The organism is Janthinobacterium sp. 344, from assembly GCF_900112025.1.
Taxonomy (GTDB): Bacteria; Pseudomonadota; Gammaproteobacteria; order Burkholderiales; family Burkholderiaceae_D; genus Janthinobacterium.
In genome coordinates, this window is the sequence record NZ_FOKL01000001.1 from 909,392 (window position 1) to 925,849 (window position 16,458).

Annotated in this window: 15 protein-coding genes; 11 read left to right on the forward strand and 4 right to left on the reverse strand. The window is 63.7% G+C overall.

The genetic code is table 11. The features are described 5' to 3' along the window. Positions 1-78: 78 nt before the first annotated feature. The gene (locus BM193_RS04045) at positions 79-1,290 is read right to left on the reverse strand and encodes an extracellular catalytic domain type 1 short-chain-length polyhydroxyalkanoate depolymerase (protein ID WP_092795570.1); all 1,212 of its coding nucleotides are present in this window, start codon (positions 1,288-1,290) and stop codon (positions 79-81) included. Positions 1,291-1,528: 238 nt separating this feature from the next. Here BM193_RS04045 and BM193_RS04050 point away from each other — a divergent pair, with 238 nt between their 5' ends. Further along, a complete protein-coding gene (locus BM193_RS04050; protein WP_092795572.1) occupies positions 1,529-2,131 on the forward strand; it encodes a PRC-barrel domain-containing protein in 603 nt (200 codons plus the stop codon). A gap of 427 nt (positions 2,132-2,558) precedes the next feature. Here the strand turns inward: BM193_RS04050 and hrpA are convergent, their stop codons facing one another. After that, positions 2,559-6,716 (reverse strand): ATP-dependent RNA helicase HrpA, encoded by a 4,158-nt coding sequence (gene hrpA / locus BM193_RS04055; RefSeq protein ID WP_092795574.1) that lies wholly within the window; start codon positions 6,714-6,716, stop codon positions 2,559-2,561. Positions 6,717-6,910: 194 nt separating this feature from the next. Here hrpA and argA point away from each other — a divergent pair, with 194 nt between their 5' ends. Then, positions 6,911-8,221 (forward strand): amino-acid N-acetyltransferase, encoded by a 1,311-nt coding sequence (gene argA / locus BM193_RS04060; protein WP_046685875.1) that lies wholly within the window; start codon positions 6,911-6,913, stop codon positions 8,219-8,221. A 104-nt stretch (positions 8,222-8,325) separates the two neighbouring features. On the opposite strand, the gene kdsA is transcribed toward argA, so the two are convergent. Then, positions 8,326-9,171, reverse strand: a complete 846-nt coding sequence (gene kdsA / locus BM193_RS04065) for a 3-deoxy-8-phosphooctulonate synthase (protein ID WP_070260419.1) — start codon at positions 9,169-9,171, stop codon at positions 8,326-8,328. 219 nt (positions 9,172-9,390) lie between these two features. Here kdsA and BM193_RS04070 point away from each other — a divergent pair, with 219 nt between their 5' ends. Both BM193_RS04070 and BM193_RS04075 read left to right on the forward strand, forming a co-directional pair. Next, positions 9,391-9,663 (forward strand): oxidative damage protection protein, encoded by a 273-nt coding sequence (locus BM193_RS04070; RefSeq protein ID WP_034750797.1) that lies wholly within the window; start codon positions 9,391-9,393, stop codon positions 9,661-9,663. A 175-nt stretch (positions 9,664-9,838) separates the two neighbouring features. Further along, entirely contained in the window at positions 9,839-10,363 is a 525-nt protein-coding gene (locus BM193_RS04075) for a DUF6622 family protein (RefSeq protein WP_092795576.1), read from the forward strand. A gap of 36 nt (positions 10,364-10,399) precedes the next feature. On the opposite strand, the gene rpiA is transcribed toward BM193_RS04075, so the two are convergent. Further along, complete coding sequence (gene rpiA / locus BM193_RS04080) at positions 10,400-11,077, reverse strand: ribose-5-phosphate isomerase RpiA (RefSeq protein WP_092795579.1); 678 nt, start codon at positions 11,075-11,077, stop codon at positions 10,400-10,402. 204 nt (positions 11,078-11,281) lie between these two features. Between rpiA and BM193_RS04085 the strand changes: the two genes are divergently transcribed. From BM193_RS04085 to BM193_RS04110, 7 genes are all read left to right on the forward strand, one after another. After that, positions 11,282-11,650 (forward strand): response regulator, encoded by a 369-nt coding sequence (locus BM193_RS04085; RefSeq protein ID WP_092795581.1) that lies wholly within the window; start codon positions 11,282-11,284, stop codon positions 11,648-11,650. 2 nt (positions 11,651-11,652) lie between these two features. After that, positions 11,653-12,279 carry a chemotaxis protein CheC gene (locus tag BM193_RS04090; RefSeq protein ID WP_071322448.1) on the forward strand — a complete coding sequence of 209 codons (627 nt, stop codon included), beginning with the start codon at positions 11,653-11,655 and terminating at the stop codon, positions 12,277-12,279. A 5-nt stretch (positions 12,280-12,284) separates the two neighbouring features. Next, positions 12,285-13,256 carry a diguanylate cyclase gene (locus tag BM193_RS04095; RefSeq protein WP_092795583.1) on the forward strand — a complete coding sequence of 324 codons (972 nt, stop codon included), beginning with the start codon at positions 12,285-12,287 and terminating at the stop codon, positions 13,254-13,256. A gap of 150 nt (positions 13,257-13,406) precedes the next feature. Beyond that, complete coding sequence (locus BM193_RS04100) at positions 13,407-15,074, forward strand: sensor histidine kinase (RefSeq protein WP_092795585.1); 1,668 nt, start codon at positions 13,407-13,409, stop codon at positions 15,072-15,074. Beyond that, positions 15,071-15,772 carry a response regulator transcription factor gene (locus BM193_RS04105; protein WP_254785829.1) on the forward strand — a complete coding sequence of 234 codons (702 nt, stop codon included), beginning with the start codon at positions 15,071-15,073 and terminating at the stop codon, positions 15,770-15,772. The genes BM193_RS04100 and BM193_RS04105 overlap by 4 nt, the downstream gene beginning before the upstream one ends. 259 nt (positions 15,773-16,031) lie before the next feature. Next, positions 16,032-16,178 carry a hypothetical protein gene (locus tag BM193_RS28685; protein ID WP_175533140.1) on the forward strand — a complete coding sequence of 49 codons (147 nt, stop codon included), beginning with the start codon at positions 16,032-16,034 and terminating at the stop codon, positions 16,176-16,178. 83 nt (positions 16,179-16,261) lie between these two features. Then, the gene (locus BM193_RS04110; RefSeq protein ID WP_070281259.1) at positions 16,262-16,435 is read left to right on the forward strand and encodes a Flp family type IVb pilin; all 174 of its coding nucleotides are present in this window, start codon (positions 16,262-16,264) and stop codon (positions 16,433-16,435) included. Positions 16,436-16,458: the final 23 nt, after the last annotated feature.

The window sequence follows — 16,458 nt, forward strand, 5'->3', positions numbered from 1 at the left end:
GCCGGCGCGGGAAGGAAAAGCGGAGGAATGCGTACCGAATGCGTACCAGTACCTGCCACGCCGCAGTGGCGAAACGGCTTATCCGCGGCGCTGGGTGGCGAAGAAATCGAGCAGCAACTTGCTGGCATCGGGCTTGGCCTTGTCGTTGAAAGGCAGGCTGGCGTCGCCGCCGCTCCAGGCGTGCTCGAGGTGCTCGACCTGCGCCACGCGCAGCAGCACCTGCTTGCCTACCTGGTAATCGTGCAGCGCATACGCGTGCGCGGGCGTGCGCCCGCCCGCCGCGCCGGCCGGCAGCCGTTGCGCCGTCACCACGGTGTCGGCCGGCATGCGGTTCACGCGCACGCTCTGGCGCACCAGCTGCGTCTGGTTAACAGGCCGCACCACCTTGTCGGACTGGCCCTGGATCAGCATGGTGGGCAGGCGGGGGAAGGCGGGCTGGCGCGCCAGCACTTCATCGATGGCCGCATCCATGCGCGCGGCCGCGCCATGCTGCATCACGTGCAGCGCGCCGATCAGATTGTGGCCGGCGCCAAACACGGGACCCGAATGCAGGCCCAGCGCCGCGAACAGATGGGGATGATTCAAGGCCACGATATGCGCCATGCCGGCGCCGGCGGAAATGCCGCAGATATAGATACGCGCGCGGTCAATCGCATACCGCGCCGCCACCTGCTCGATGGCGCCGACGATGAGGCGCGCATCGCCGCCGCCGTCCTGCGTCGGCTTGTCGTACCACTTCCAGCAGCGGCGCGCATGCGAACGCAACGATTGCTGCGGATACAGCACCGCATAGCCCTTGCGCTCGGCCAGCCGGTTCATGCGCGTGCCCTCGGCAAACTGGGTGGCGCTCTGCTCGCAGCCATGCAGCATCACCAGCAGCGGCCGCCCGCGGCTGCGCATGGCCACGTTCGGCGGCTTGTCCGGCAGATACAGGAAATAGGACAGGCGCCGGCCCGGCAATTGCCCCAGTTCCGGCAGCGGCGCATAGTGGGCCGCCAGCCACTTGCCCGGCGCGGGGGATGCCCGCTTGCGCACGCGCGGTGGCGGCAGGGGCGTGGCGAAGGGCCCCAGGGCGGGGACCAAGGCGGGCACGGCAGATCGCGCCACGGTTTCGCGGACCGGCCTGGCGCGCGGCTTGGCGGCGGCCTTGGCGGCGGGCTTGCTGCGGGGCTTGGACCTGGGCGCCGGCACGGGGCCGAACAGCACCTTCGCCAGCCTGGTTGCCGTGCGCTGCTGCGCCTTCCCCGCGCGCAATAGCCCGCGCAGCCACTTGCTTGCGGGCTTTACCATGGACAAAGGCACACTGGCCGGTGTGGAGCGTACCGCAAGTTCATCCCTCTGCATCGTTGCGTCATCAGCATGTGCGGTTCCTCCGTTGAACGCATAGAGTACCGCACTTGGCTTGCGGCACCGTACGTTTGCACGCTTATAAAGTGCCGCTGGCACGATTGAGGCAGATCAAGCGCGACCTCGTGCACATGCTTAATCTGGGGACTCGATCCGCACCACTTTTACAGGAGAGACCACCATGAGTTATCTGGACCGCGACATCTTGGGCATGTACCGCAACAACGACGGCCCGGGGCCGGCCTTGATGGGTGCCGACACCCTGATCGGCGACGATGTCTACAATCATAACGACGAGGAACTGGGCGACATCAAGGAAATCATGCTCGACATGCGCACCGGCCAGATCGCCTATGCCGTGCTGTCCTTCGGCGGCATCCTGGGCATGGGCGACAAGCTGTTCGCCGTGCCCTGGGAACGCCTGACCCTGGACCCCGTCAACAAGCGTTTCCTGCTCAACGTGGAAAAAGGCCAGCTGAAAGACGCGCCCGGCTTCGACAAGAATAACTGGCCCGACATGGGCAGCGATGCGTGGAACCAGCAGATGGAAGCGTTCTACGGCAGCGGCATGCGCTATGGCAGCGGCGCCATGGCGGGTAGCCGCATGCAGTCCGGCAGCGACCTGCGCGGCGGCGCCAGCCTGCAATCAGGCAGCGAAGGCAGCATGTCCGGCACCTCGATGAGCGGCAGCCGCGCCGGCATGGGCAGCGGCCAGGGCGACCTGGGCGACCTCGGTTCGCGCTCCTCGCTCAGCGATGATGATGATTTGAACAAGCGCACGTGATCCGAGCAGAAGGAAGAGGGGCAAGTCAGGTAAAGGCCGATCGGGCGGCGTAAGGCGGCACAGGGCGGCGTAGGGTGGCACAGGGCTGCACAGCGTGGCACAGCGTGGCACAGGGTGGCGTAGGGCTGCAGGTGGCGTAGGTCGGCGTAGGTCGGATTAGCGGCGCAGCCGCGTAATCCGACGTCACCAGTGACGCCAGGCGTAGTCACCAGTAGCGCCAGCCATACCCTCCGCTGGCCGCCACCCAGCACCCATCACCCGCCAACGCTGCTGTCGGATTACGCGTGGCTACGCCCCGCCAATCCGACCTGCGCCGTCCAACATCAGACCCACATCCGACCTGCGCCGCCCCACATCCGACCTGCATCCGACCACCTGCATCCGACCTGTTTGCAACTGGCATCCAGCCGATCCGATTGCATCCAACCTAGCGCTGCATCGACTCCCATACCTTCTGCAAGCGCTTGGCCGACACCGGCATCGGCGTGCGCAACTCCTGCGCAAACAGCGACACGCGCAGTTCTTCCAGCATCCAGCGGAAGTCGACCAGTTTCGGGTCCGTGTTCTTGCCGGCCTGGCGATCCTTGGCCTGGCGCAGATACGGCGCGGCGGCCGATTGCCATTCGGCCATGAGCTTGGTGTCGCGCGCGGGGTCGGCGCGCAGCTTTTCCAGGCGCACGTTGATCGCCTTCAGATAGCGGGGGAAGTGCGCCAGCTGCGTGTACTCGTTTTCCGTCAGGAAGCGTTTATGCACGAGGCCCTGCAGCTGCGCCTGGATATCGGTGGCGGCCGCGGCGGGAATATTTTGCAGCCGCTTGGGCAAGCCGTGGAATTCCGTCAGCACTTGCGACAGCAGGCGCGCGATTTCATTTACCAGCAGCACCAGGCGCGACTTGCCTTCCGCCTGGCGCTTGGCGAACGAAACGGCATCCAGCGGCAGCGGATCTTGCAAGCAAGCAATGTCCAGCGCCTTGTTGATGATTTGCTCGCGCAACTCTTCCTGCGACCCCAGGGCCATGAATTGCATGCCCATCTGCTGCAGGCCGGGAATGCTTTTCTCGACGTACTTGATCTGCTCCTTCATCTGCAGCGCAAATAAACGGCGCAAACCGACCTTGTGCGTGCGGGCGGCTACGGTCGGGTCGTCGAACACTTCCAGGTCGCAATGCGTGCCCTTGTCGACCAGCGCGGGGAAGCCGATCAGGGTCAGCTTGCCTTGCACGATTTCGAGCAACTCCGGCAATTCGCCGAAGGTCCAGCCCGTCAAGCCCATGTGCTGCGAGACGGTGGCATTGCTTGACGCCGGGGCCGGGGCAGCGCCCTTGGCCGGCGCGCCGCCCTTGCCTGCCGCCGCGTTGGCAACGGTTCCCTGTGCCTGCGCCTGCAGCCGCGACGCCACTTGCGCGCCCGCCACCTTGGCACCGGGCGTGCCCGTGCCCGACACACCCGACACTTCGGCCAGCTTCTGGAAACTCTGGCGCGCCTGGCCGCCGAATTCCGCCTGCAGGGTGGCCAGGTTGCGGCCCATGTCCAGCTGGCGGCCATGCTCGTCGATCACCTTGAAATTCATGAAGTGATGGGCAGGCAAGGTTTCCGGCTTGAAGTCCGTCGTCAGCACGTTGATGGTGATCTGCGCGCGGATGTCAGCGATGATGGCGTCGACCAGGTCGCCGCGGCCGAACACGCCCGCCGCATGCACGCGCTCGCAGAATTTCGCCGCATAGTCAGGCAGCGGCACGCAGTGGCGACGCAGCTTTTGCGGCAACGATTTCAATAGCAGATGCACCTTTTCCTTCAGCATGCCCGGCACCAGCCACTCGCAGCGCTCGCGCGGCAACTGGTTCAGCGCATACAGGGGCACGCTCAAGGTGACGCCGTCGCGCACGCTGCCCGGCTCGAAATGGTACGTCAAGCCCATTTCCAGGCCCGTCACGGACATGGTTTTCGGGAACAGGTCCGTCGTCACGCCGGCCGCTTCGTGGCGCATCAGCTCGTCGCGGTTCAGGTACAGCAGCTTCGGGTTGTCGCGCGTGGCCTCCTTGTGCCATTTCTCGAAACCGGCGCCATTGCACACGTCCGCCGGCAGCAGCTTGTCGTAGAAGGCGGCGATCAGCTCATCGTCGACCAGCACGTCCAGGCGGCGCGATTTATGTTCGAGGTTTTCAATGTCCTTGATCAGCTTGTGATTGTGCGCAAAGAACGGCGCGCGCGTGTCGAAGTCGCCACCGACGAGGGCGTCGCGGATGAAGATCTCGCGCGCTTCCGGCAAGTTGAAGTTGCCATAGTTGATGCGCCGCTGGCTGTACACCACCAGGCCATACAGGGTCGCCCGTTCGGACGCCGTCACCTGCGCCGAGCGTTTTTCCCAGCGCGGCTCGCCCCACGATTTCTTCAGCAGGTGCTCGCCCACCTTTTCCAGCCACTCGGGCTGGATCTGCGCCACGCAGCGCGCATACAGCCGCGTCGTGTCGACCAGCTCGGCCGCCATGATCCACTTGCCCGGCTTTTTCAATAGCGAGGAACCGGGCCAGATGTGGAACTTGATGCCGCGCGCGCCCAAATACCCCGCGCCCGGCTCGTCCTCGCCCTTGAAGCCGATATTGCCCAGCAAGCCGGTCAACAGCGCCATGTGCAGGTTGTCGTAGGTGGCCGGCGCTTCGTTCAGGCGCCAGCCCTGTTCCTTGACGATGGTCAGCAGCTGCGAATGCACGTCGCGCCATTCGCGCAGGCGCATTTGCGACAGGAAATTCGTGCGGCAATTATCCTGCAGCTGGCGGTTGGTTTTCTTGTGCTCGATGGCGGACTCGAACCAGCGCCAGATTTTCAGGTAGCTCAAGAATTCCGACTTTTCATCGGCAAATTTCTTGTGCGCCTCGTCGGCCGCCTGCTGGTGTTCCATCGGACGGTCGCGCGGGTCTTGCACGGACAGGGCCGAGGCGACGATCAGCACTTCCGTCAGACAGGCGTTCTCGAGCGCGGCCAAAATCATGCGGCCCACGCGCGGGTCCAGCGGCAGCTTGGCCAGCTTGTTGCCCAGCGGCGTGAGCTTGTTGACCTCATCGACGGCGCCCAGTTCCTGCAGCAGCTGATAGCCGTCGGCGATCGCGCGCGCCAGCGGCGGCTCGATGAAGGGGAAGGTTTCCACGTCCGTCAGGTGCAATGACTTCATGCGCAGGATGACGGCGGCCAGCGAGGAACGCAGGATTTCCGGCTCCGTGAACTTCGGCCGCAGCAGATAATCCTGCTCTTCGTACAAACGGATGCAGACGCCATCGGCGACGCGGCCGCAACGGCCCGCGCGCTGGTTGGCGGCCGACTGGGCGATCGGCTCGACCTGCAGTTGCTCGACCTTGTTGCGGTAGCTGTAACGCTTGACCCGCGCCAGGCCCGCATCGACCACATAGCGGATGCCGGGCACGGTCAGCGAGGTTTCCGCCACGTTGGTGGCCAGCACGATGCGGCGCGCATTGCTGGTCTTGAACACGCGCTCCTGCTCCTCGGCCGACAAGCGGGCGAACAGGGGCAGGATTTCCACGTGCGGCGGGTGATGCTTGCGCAGCGCTTCGGCGCAGTCGCGGATTTCGCGCTCGCCCGGCAAGAACACCAGCACGTCGCCCGAGCCGATGCGGCACAGCTCTTCCACGCCATCGACGACGGCATCCATCAGGTCGCGCTTTTCGCGCGCGGCGGCCGTGCGCTGGCCCGGCTTGTCGGCATTCGCGCCCGCACCCGGCATGGCCACCTGCTCGCGTTCCACGGGACGGTAGCGCACTTCCACCTGGTACAGACGGCCCGACACTTCGATCACGGGCGCCGGTTTTTCCGGCGTGCCGAAATGGCGCGCAAAGCGCTCGGCGTCGATGGTGGCCGAGGTGATGATGATTTTCAGGTCGGGCCGGCGCGGCAGCAGCTGTTTCAGATAGCCGAGCAGGAAATCGATGTTCAGGCTGCGTTCATGCGCCTCATCGATGATGATGGTGTCGTAATTTTTCAACAACGGATCGGTCTGCGTCTCGGCCAGCAAGATACCGTCCGTCATCAGCTTGACGGATGCGCCACGGCTCAGGGTATCGGTAAAACGCACCTTGAAACCCACCGTTTCGCCCAATGGCGTGCCCAGTTCCTGCGCGATGCGCTTGGCCGTCGACGAGGCGGCGATGCGCCGTGGCTGCGTATGGCCGATCATGCCCTTCTGGCCCCGTCCCAGTTCCAGGCAAATCTTCGGCAGCTGCGTCGTCTTGCCGGACCCCGTCTCGCCCGAGACGATGATGACCTGGTTTTCCATCAGGGCCTTGGCGATTTCGGCGCGCCGGCCCGAGACGGGCAAGTCTTCCGGATAGGTAATCGGTGGCAGCGGATTGCGGAACGCCTTTTCCGCCTCGCGCGCGGCGCGCGCCGCGTCGCGGGCTTCGCGGCTTTCACCACTTTCCCGGTTGGCCTGCGCATTGCGCGGCGCCTGTCCCTCGCGCGGCGGACGCGGCGGGGATGGATGCTCGCCACGTCCGCCTGTGCGCTGCTGCTGTTGCTGCCGCTGTTGCTCTTTCGGCTGCTCCGCGCGCGGACCCGCCGGCCGTTGCTGGCTCACGGGCGGACGCCGGCGGTCCTGCGCAGGCGCGGGTGCGGCGGCAGGCGAAGAGGCGGTAACGGATGCGGAATCGGGCACAGAAACGGGCACATTCGCAACGTTGGACGGAGGGGAAGACTTATTGCTGGCTGAAGACATTGTTTTTTACAGGTATTTTAAGCGCGCACATCGCGCAGCGAATTATAATGCGCTTAATGGAAAACCCTACCCAATTCGTCCAATGGCTGCGCTCCGTCGCGCCCTACATCCACGCCTTTCGCGGCAAGACCTTCGTGGTCGCCTTCCCCGGTGAACTCGTCAGCGCCGGGGCGCTGCAGGTGCTGGCCCATGATCTTTCCCTGCTGCATGCGCTGGATATCAATGTCACCGTCGTCTACGGCTCGCGCCCGCAAGTGGCGGAACAACTGGCCCTGCGCAATGTCGAAGGCCGTTTCCACAATGGCGTGCGCATCACCGACATTGCCGCACTGGAATGTGCGAAGGAGGCGGCTGGCGAGCTGCGCCTCGATATCGAGGCCGCGTTCAGCCAGGGCTTGCCGAACACGCCCATGTCGCATGCGGCCATCCGTATCATTTCCGGCAACTTCATCACGGCGCGCCCGCTGGGCGTGATCGATGGCGTGGACCTGGAATTGACGGGCATCACGCGCAAGGTCGACGCCGAAACCATCCACTCCATCCTCGGCTCCGACGGCCTGGTGCTGCTCTCGCCGCTGGGCTTCTCGCCCACCGGCGAAGCGTTCAATCTCACCATGGAAGACGTGGCCTGCAGCGCCGCCATCGCCCTGCACGCGGACAAACTGATCTTTATTACCGAAACGCCGATGATGGAAGACGCCACGGGCGTGGAAATCCGCGAACTGTCGTCGCACCAGGCCGAAGCCGTGCTGATGGCCGGCTTCCTGCCCGACGCCACGGCGTTTTATTTGAAACATTGCGTCAAGGCTTGCCACAACGGCGTCGAGCGCTCGCACATCGTGCCCTTCTCGATGGACGGCTCGGCCCTGCTGGAATTGTTTACCCATGATGGCGTGGGCACCATGATCAGCCATGAAAACCTGGAAAGCCTGCGCCAGGCCACCATCGAAGACGTGGGCGGCATCATCAAACTGATCGAACCGCTGGAAGCGGACGGCACCCTGGTCAAGCGGGGCCGCGAGCTGATCGAACGCGAGATCGATTACTTCTCCGTCATCGAGCATGATGGCGTCATCTTCGGCTGCGCCGCCCTGTACCCGTTCCCCGCGCAAAAGATGGCGGAAATGGCGTGCCTGACGGTCAATCCCGAAGTACAGGCCCAGGGCGACGGCGAGCGCATCCTGAAACACATGGAAAACCGCGCGCGCGCCGCCGGCCTGAACAAATTGTTCGTGCTGACCACGCGCACCTCGCACTGGTTCAAGAAACGGGGCTTCGTGCCCGCCACGGTCGACGATCTGCCGAAGGACCGCCAGCATATGTATAACTGGCAGCGCAAATCGCAAGTATTAATTAAAACCTTGTAGCGCATTCCACAAAAAGGCCTTGGCGTTGTTGCATTGCCCTGGCCATTTTGTTCAACGCTAAGAAAAAGCCCGGCATGCCGGGCTTTTTCTTTACTTGCTTGCCATTACTTGATGTTCAACGGCGCAAACGATTTCACCAGGTCGTCGAGCGCCTTCAATTGCGTCAGGAACGGTTCCAGCTGGTCCAGCGGCAAGGCGCTGGGACCGTCGCAGCGGGCGTTGTCCGGGTCCGGATGGGCTTCCAGGAACAGGCCGGCGATGCCGACGGCCAGGCCGGCGCGCGCCAGGTCCGCCACTTGCTGGCGGCGGCCGCCCGAAGCGGCGCCACCGGGGTCGCGCTGCTGCAGCGCGTGCGTGACGTCGAAGATGATGGGCAGGTCGTCGCAGGTTTTCTTCATGACGCCAAAGCCCAGCATGTCGACCACCAGGTTGTCGTAACCGAGGCAGGTGCCGCGGTCGCACAGGATCAGCTGGTCGTTGCCCGCTTCCTTGAATTTCTCGACAATATTGGCCATCTGGCCAGGGCTGAGGAATTGCGGCTTCTTGATGTTGATGACTTTACCGGTCTTCGCCAGGGCGACGACGAGATCCGTCTGGCGCGCCAAAAAGGCGGGCAATTGCAGCACATCCACCACTTCGGCCACCTGCTGCGCCTGCCATGGCTCATGCACGTCGGTAATCACGGGCACGCCGAACGCCGCTTTCACGTCCTGGAAGATGCGCATGCCTTCTTCCAGGCCCGGACCACGGTAGGAATGGATGGAAGAACGGTTGGCCTTGTCGAAACTGGCCTTGAACACATAGGGAATACCCAGTTTTTGCGTGACGCGCACGTATTCTTCGCACGCGCGCATGGCGAGATCGCGCGATTCGAGCACGTTGATGCCGCCAAACAGCGCGAAGCTGCCGGTATTGCTGACATCGATGCCATGGACTTTCACTGAGGTCATAGGGATTCCATATTGGTTAATTATTACTACTTGCTTGGAAGAGGCGCAGCCAGCGGCTGGCGCGATAAGGCATCTTACTAGCTAGGGCGGCGCAGATCAAATTTGATCCCGCGCAAGGGCGCGGCAAACGGCGCGTGGCCGGGCCGCGATGGCGCCGCGAGGGCAGGCGCAAAGTGCCTTATAATCACGCTTTATCTCTACACTGATTCAGGAGCACAGATGGCCCGCACGATCCACTGCATCAAACTCAACAAGGAAGCCGAAGGACTGGACTTCCCGCCGTACCCGGGCGAACTGGGCAAGAAGATTTATGAGTCGGTGTCGAAAGAAGCCTGGGCTGCCTGGCTCAAGCACCAGACCATGCTGGTCAATGAAAACCGCTTGAACCTGGCCGACGCGCGCGCCCGCAAATACCTGGCCACGCAGATGGAAAAACATTTCTTCGGCGATGGCGCCGATGCCGCCATGGGCTACGTGCCACCAACGGAATAAGTTTTTTGCCTTGAATGCCCGTGGCCGCCGCGCCACGGGCAGTTTCCCCTGCGTTTCACGCCCTCCCCCGCCGTTTCACGGCACCGCCTCCCCGTTTCGTCGCACCCCGCTCGCCGCCCGCGCCGCGTGCAGGCACAGTACGTCCATCGACAACCTCACTCCAAAGGCGGACACCATGTTGCAGCAAATCTTCAGCCACACTCCCCTGTATGTCTGGGCCATCCTGGGCTTCCTCGTGTACCGCGGCGTGCTGGCCAGCCGCGCGCGCGAAGTGACCTTGCGCAAACTGTGCATCATTCCCCTGGTCATGCTGGCCCTGTCGCTGAGCGGCGTGCAGGGCAGCTTCGGCTTGACCGGCATGGCGCCGTTCGCCTGGGCGGCCGGTGCGCTGGCCGGCGCGGCGCTGGCCTGGTCGCTGACCGATGCGCGTGCCATCGTGGCCATTCCCGCGCGCGGCAGCGTGCAGCGTCCCGGCAGCTGGCTGCCGTTGATCCTGATGATGAGTATTTTCTGCATGAAATATGCGGTGGCCGTGACCCTGTCCATCGCACCGGCCTACGCCCATGCGGCCGGCTTCATGCTGCCCGTGTGCCTCGCCTACGGCTGTTTCAGCGGCCTCTTCCTCGGTGGCTTGCTGCGCACCGTGGCCGTGTACCGGACGGTACACATGACAAGCGACCCGCAAGGGGCCGCCGTGTAAGACAAGTGCAAATGCCGGCGCACGCCGGCGATCACCTTAGTACGCCAGGGTGCGCACGCCTTCCGGCATGCCCAGCAGGCAAACGTTGGCGCCGCGCACGGCGAACAGGCCGACGGCGATGACGCCGACGATCTGGTTGATCTGCTGTTCCAGCGCCACCGGGTCGGCGATCTGCAAGCCCAGCACGTCGATGATCTCGCCGCCGTTGTCCGTGATGAAGGCTTCCGTGCTGCCCGCCTTCAGGCGCAGACGGGGCGTGCCGCCCAGCGCGGCCAGCTGGCGCGAGACGGCGGCGCGCGCCATCGGGATCACTTCCACGGGCAGCGGGAAGGCGCCCAGGGTCTCGACCAGCTTGGAGCCGTCGGCGATGCAAACAAATTGCTTGGCAACGGAAGCGACGATCTTTTCACGCGTCAATGCCGCGCCGCCGCCCTTGATCATGGCGCCGCTGGCCGTGATTTCATCGGCGCCATCGATGTAGACGGCGATCGATTCGACGTCGTTGAGGTCGAAGACGGGAATGCCGTGACCGGCCAGGCGCGCGGCCGTCGCTTCGGACGACGCCACGGTGCCCTTGATGGTGTCCTTGATCTTGGCCAGTTCATCGATGAAGAAATTGGCGGTGGAACCGGTGCCGACACCGATGATTTCACCGGCCACCACGTAGTCAATGGCGGCGCGGGCTACGGCTTGCTTCAATTCGTCTTGGGTCATGGCATAAAGGCTAAAGTGGGGAATGCCGCTATTTTAACGGATTGGCGGCGCGCCAAACGGGGCTTGCCCGCCTGGCGTCGCATTTGCTCCACCATGCCGCCGCCAATTTTGCCCAAGAGCAATTCATTGGCCAATTCCTCCGTATGCCCGTTAAAATATGCGAAAATGCCACTATTGACACATATGACGTTTCAGGAATAGCAAATGACTCACAGTAAACAGGTACTTGTTGTCGATGACAGCCGGGTTTCACGTTTGATGTCGCATCAATTTATCCTCAGCAAACATGCCGACTGGCAGGTCATCGAGGCGGCGACGGGTGAGGAAGCCCTGGAAAAAGTCAAGACCTTCACCCCTGTGCTGATACTACTGGATGTCAACATGCCCGGCATGGGCGGCGTGGCGGCGGCGGAGCAATTGCGCGCGCTGTGCCCGCAAACCCACATCTTCCTCGTCACGGCGAATGTGCAAAACGCCATCCGCAACCGCGCCAGCGAACTCGGCGTCGGCTTCATGGAAAAACCGATCACGGAAACCCGCATCCACCAGCTGATCGAATCACTGGGACTGTGAGCATGGTCAATCTCTCCGAACTGGAAAACGATGCCCTGGTAGAGATATTCAACATCGGGGTGGGCCACGCGGCCGCCGCGATGAGCGAGATCGTCAATGAGGAAGTCACCATGTCGGTGCCTTCCATCACCTTTCTGAACCGCGCCGACGCGGCCGCCCTGCTGGGCAGCAAGAAGGATGGCGAACGCATCTGCGGCGTCAGCCAGCATTACGATGGCGCCTTCGCCACCGAAGCCATCCTGATGTTCCCGGAAGATAAAAGCCTGGAAATCGTGCGCCTGATGGTGGGCGACGCCATGCCGCTGCAGGAACTGACGGAGATGGAACAGGAGGCGATGAGTGAAATCGGCAACATCATCCTCAATTCCTGCGTCGGCACGCTGGCCAACCTGTTCGACAGCGAACTGCATGGCTCCCTGCCCCTGTACCACGTGGGCACCAGCGCGGAAATCCTCTCGTCGTTCGGCGGCCAGGACGACGACGCCGTCGTGCTGATGCTGCACATCGACTTCGTGCTGTCCAAGCACCAGATCCACGGCTATGTCGCGTTCGTGCTCGACCTGTCCGCCTTGCACGACCTGAAACAGCAGGTCAGCCGCTATCTGGCCAAGGTCCTGGGACAGGCGTGACGATCATGCCGCATGCCTTGCACCGCCTCGCCCTGCTCGAGAGCATCATCGGTGCCGTCAACCTGGGCGCCATCGTGCTCGACGAGCAGCACCGCATCGTGCTGTGGAACGGCTGGATGGCGCGCCACGCGGGCCGGCCGGCCGAGGCCGTGCTGGGCCAGGATTTCTTTGCCGTCTTCCCGGAGCTGCGCCACAAGCGCATCGCCTCGGCCATCACCCAGGCCCTGCGCGACAATTTCCAGTCGCTGCTGTCGCAGACCCTGCACAAGGCGCCGTTCGCCCTGTACACGCATGGCGCGGCCGCCGGCGGCAACGAGGGCGCGGAGCGCATGCAGCAAGCCATCGCCGTCACGCCCGTCAACCTGCCCGGTTCGCCACGCCATTGCCTGATCCAGATCAATGACGTCACCATCGCCGTGGGCCGCGAAAAGCTGCTGCGCGAACAGACCATGGTCTTGCGCTCGCAAACCTTCTCCGACGGCTTGACGGGCATCGCCAACCGCCGCCACTTCGATGTCGCCATCGAGAAAGAAATGCGGCGCGCCATGCGCACGGGCAGCCCGCTGTCGCTGCTGATGATCGACATCGACCATTTCAAGGATTACAACGACCACTACGGCCACCAGCAGGGCGACGGCTGCCTGATCCGCGTGGCCGCCGAACTGGCCGCCATGCTGCAGCGCCCCACCGACCTTCTGGCGCGCTACGGCGGCGAGGAATTTGCCGCCATCCTGCCCGACACGGATGCGGCGCAAGCCTTGCGCCTGGCCGAGGCGATCCGCCAGCGCGCGGCCGACCTGCGCATTCCGCATGCCAAGACGGGCAATGAGGCCAAGCACATCACGGTCAGCATCGGCATCGCCACCCAGCACCCGCACCAGCCGCTGGAAATTTCCGCCCTGATCGGCGCCGCCGACCGCGCCCTGTACCTGGCCAAGCGGGCAGGACGCAACCGGGTCATGGTGCAGACGCTGTAGGAAAGCAACGTCGCGCGTACAATTCCAGTGGACATCCGTACGGCGGATGCGTAGACTCGCTTCTGATTGCAGCAAAAACAACAAGAATTTATCTGTGGCATCCATCCATGCGCATGTGCCGTCCATGCGCGGATATGGCCAGGAGTGCTTGTGAACCTCGACCTGCCCCTCAAATCCAGCTTGCCGGGCACCGGCATGGATACGGCCATGGTGAATGGCATGCGCTTGCTGCTGTCCAGCGCAACCTTGCTGACCCTGTTCATCGATCCCGAAAGCGCGGGCAAGCTGACGCGCATCACCTGGCTCATCTTTTCCGCCTATACCCTGCACAGCCTGCTGCTATACGTGCTGGCCATCTGCGGCGTCAATTTGCCGCAGGCACCGCTGCTGTACTGGCTGGACGTGGCCTGGTATGCGCTGATCGTCTTTTCCACCAGCAGCCACAACAATCTGTTCTTCCTGTTTTTCTTCTTCGCCATCCTGACGTCCTCGTTCCAGCGCGGTTTCGAGGAAGGCGCGCGCATCACCCTGGCCTCGGCCGGCCTGTTCGCCGCCACGGCCCTGTTCGGCGAAACGGATGCAGAGCTGTCGCGCCTGCTGCTGCGCACCACGTTCCTGCTGGCGCTGGGCTACATGATCGCCTACTGGGGCGGCTCGGCCATCACCCAGCGCAGCCACCTGGCCCTGCTGCGCGATGTCAGCCAGCTGTCGAATCCCCGCTTCGGCGTCGAACAGACCATCACCTCGGTGCTGGAGAAAACCCGCAGCTACTTCCATGCCCGCAGCTGCCTGCTCGTCATGCAGGACAAGGGGGCGCCACACTGGTCGCTGCGCAGCGCCATCCATAACGGGGGCGAGGTACTGAGCACCAGCTCGATCCTGACCGACGATGCGGCCAGTCCCCTGCTGGCCTTTCCGCACGACAAAATCGTGCTGTATAACCAGCCGCTGGCCACCTGGCTGCCATGGACGGGCGGCGTGCGCATCCTGGTGCCGGACAGCGGACGCTGGCTGCGCAAGGACGATGCCGCCGGCGCCAGCCTGGCCGAACTGCTGGAAGCGCACTCGTACATCAGCGCGCCCCTGCCGCTGCGCAATGGCAAGGGGCGCATCTACGTTGTTTCCGCAACCAGCCTGAGCAAGACCGACGCCCTCTTCCTCAGCCATATTGGCGCGCAGGCGTTTCCCGTGATTGAAAACATCGACCTGCTCGACCGGCTCGCCTCGCAGGCCGCCTCGCGCGAACGCGAAAAGATGGCGCGCGACCTGCACGACACGGCAATCCAGCCGTATATCGGACTGCGCCATGGACTGGCGGCCCTGCGCAACGAGGCAACGCCCGGCAATCCCCTGCTGCCGGAACTGGAAAAGCTGATCCTCATGTCGGGCCAGGTGATCGCCGACCTGCGCAGCTACGCGCGCACCTTCCGCAACGGCCAGGTGCAAAGCGAACCCGAACTGCTGGTGGCGCTGCGGCGCCAGGCAACGCAGATCCACGAATTCTATGGCATTGACATCGCCCTGCACATCGAGGGCGACCTGCACATCAACGACCGCCTGGCGGCCGAGGTGTTCCAGATCGTCAACGAGGGCATGAGCAATATCCGCAAGCACACGTCGGCGCGCCACGGCGCCGTCAAGCTGACCTGCGTGCTCGGTGCCTTGCACATCAGTATCGACAACGAATGCGCGGCCGCGCACGTCCCCGATTTCCTGCCCGACTCGCTGGCCGAGCGGGCCGCCGCCCTGGGAGGCGCCGCCCGTGTCACCCACAGCACCCTGGGTAATACCTCGGTGCAGATCGAGATCCCCATATGATGAATAGCAGCCCGATGCCAGCCGCCAGCCAGCCCATCCGCGTCATGCTGGTGGATGACCACAAGACCATGCTGTGGGGCCTGGAGCGCCTGATCGGCAGCGACCATTCCGGCATGCGCGTCGTCGCCACGGCGTCCGACAGCACCGAGGCCCTGGAACAGGCCAGGGCACTGGAACCCGACGTCATCGTACTGGACCTGGACCTGGGGGGCGTCAGTTCCCTGGCCATCCTGCCGGCGCTGGCGCAGCGCGGCTGCACGCGCATCCTGGTACTCACGGCCAGCCACGACCAGGCGGTTCTCGACCAGGCCATCCTGAAAGGCGCGCGCGGCATCATCAGCAAGGATGCGCCGGCGGAAATGGTGCTCAAGGCAATCGACAAAGTCTACCGCGGCGAACTATGGCTCGAGCACGCGATGCTGGGACGCATGCTGACCCAGCTGACGCAGCCGGGCGGCGGTTCGGCGCACGCCATCGCCGTGGCCAGCCTGACATTAAAGGAAAGAAAAATCATCGCCGCCCTGGTGCACGGCAGCGGCACGCCGGCCAAGCTGCTGGCCGACCAGCTATGCATTTCGGAACACACCTTGCGCAATCACCTGACCTCGATCTACCGCAAGCTGGGCGTGTACAACCGCCTGGAACTGTACGCCTACGCCACCAAACACCACCTGGGCGAATTGCCGCCTTCCGCCTGACGCCGTAATCCCGCAGTGTCCCCCACGCGGCCCGCCACAGGGCCGCGCATGCCGCAGGCAGCCCCCTGGCCGCCTGCGCCCGCCCGCCTGTCGCCCGCTCACGCCGAGCTCAGGCATGACAATTGTCCCGAAAAAAACAAGCAATTCCTCCCGGCATAAAAAGGAGGTTCTTCTGATGTAGATCAATTTGCTGACTTCTATAGTGGTGTTACCGGAGTACACATTACGTGCCACGGTCCACCACCACCCGGAGTACAGCATGCGCTTTGACAAGTTTCTTCCGATGGCCCTGGTCACCTACTTGCAGGGCAAGGAAAGAGCCGCGTTCTACCGCTATGCGCTGGTGGCGGCACTGCTGGCGGTGGTGTGCATCATCGGGCTGCTGGCACTGGGGGAAAGTCCATGAAAGCGCCGCCGCATGCGACCTGACTGTAAAGCAGCAAGACCGTTTCATCCACCGCCGTACCTTAACCACCGCTAGGAGTTGTCATGAACCTCATCAAAAACTTTATCCGCGAAGAAGATGGTGTCACCGCAATTGAATACGGCCTGATCGCCGCCCTGATCGCCGTCGTGATCATTGCCGCCGTCACCATCGTCGGCACCCAGCTGAAAAAGACCTTCAGCACCATCGGCACCAAGCTCACCACCGCCAACGCCTGACGCGGCCACGTCCGGGCCCGCCC

Excerpts from the sequence above, each read along its gene's own strand:
- BM193_RS04045 (WP_092795570.1), bottom strand. The coding sequence starts at position 1,290 with ATGGTAAAGCCCGCAAGCAAGTGGCTGCGCGGGCTATTGCGCGCGGGG.
- BM193_RS04050 (WP_092795572.1), top strand. The coding sequence starts at position 1,529 with ATGAGTTATCTGGACCGCGACATCTTGGGCATGTACCGCAACAACGAC.
- argA (WP_046685875.1), top strand. The coding sequence starts at position 6,911 with ATGGAAAACCCTACCCAATTCGTCCAATGGCTGCGCTCCGTCGCGCCC.
- kdsA (WP_070260419.1), bottom strand. The coding sequence starts at position 9,171 with ATGACCTCAGTGAAAGTCCATGGCATCGATGTCAGCAATACCGGCAGC.
- BM193_RS04070 (WP_034750797.1), top strand. The coding sequence starts at position 9,391 with ATGGCCCGCACGATCCACTGCATCAAACTCAACAAGGAAGCCGAAGGA.
- BM193_RS04075 (WP_092795576.1), top strand. The coding sequence starts at position 9,839 with ATGTTGCAGCAAATCTTCAGCCACACTCCCCTGTATGTCTGGGCCATC.
- rpiA (WP_092795579.1), bottom strand. The coding sequence starts at position 11,077 with ATGACCCAAGACGAATTGAAGCAAGCCGTAGCCCGCGCCGCCATTGAC.
- BM193_RS04085 (WP_092795581.1), top strand. The coding sequence starts at position 11,282 with ATGACTCACAGTAAACAGGTACTTGTTGTCGATGACAGCCGGGTTTCA.
- BM193_RS04090 (WP_071322448.1), top strand. The coding sequence starts at position 11,653 with ATGGTCAATCTCTCCGAACTGGAAAACGATGCCCTGGTAGAGATATTC.
- BM193_RS04095 (WP_092795583.1), top strand. The coding sequence starts at position 12,285 with ATGCCGCATGCCTTGCACCGCCTCGCCCTGCTCGAGAGCATCATCGGT.
- BM193_RS04105 (WP_254785829.1), top strand. The coding sequence starts at position 15,071 with ATGATGAATAGCAGCCCGATGCCAGCCGCCAGCCAGCCCATCCGCGTC.
- BM193_RS28685 (WP_175533140.1), top strand. The coding sequence starts at position 16,032 with ATGCGCTTTGACAAGTTTCTTCCGATGGCCCTGGTCACCTACTTGCAG.
- BM193_RS04110 (WP_070281259.1), top strand. The coding sequence starts at position 16,262 with ATGAACCTCATCAAAAACTTTATCCGCGAAGAAGATGGTGTCACCGCA.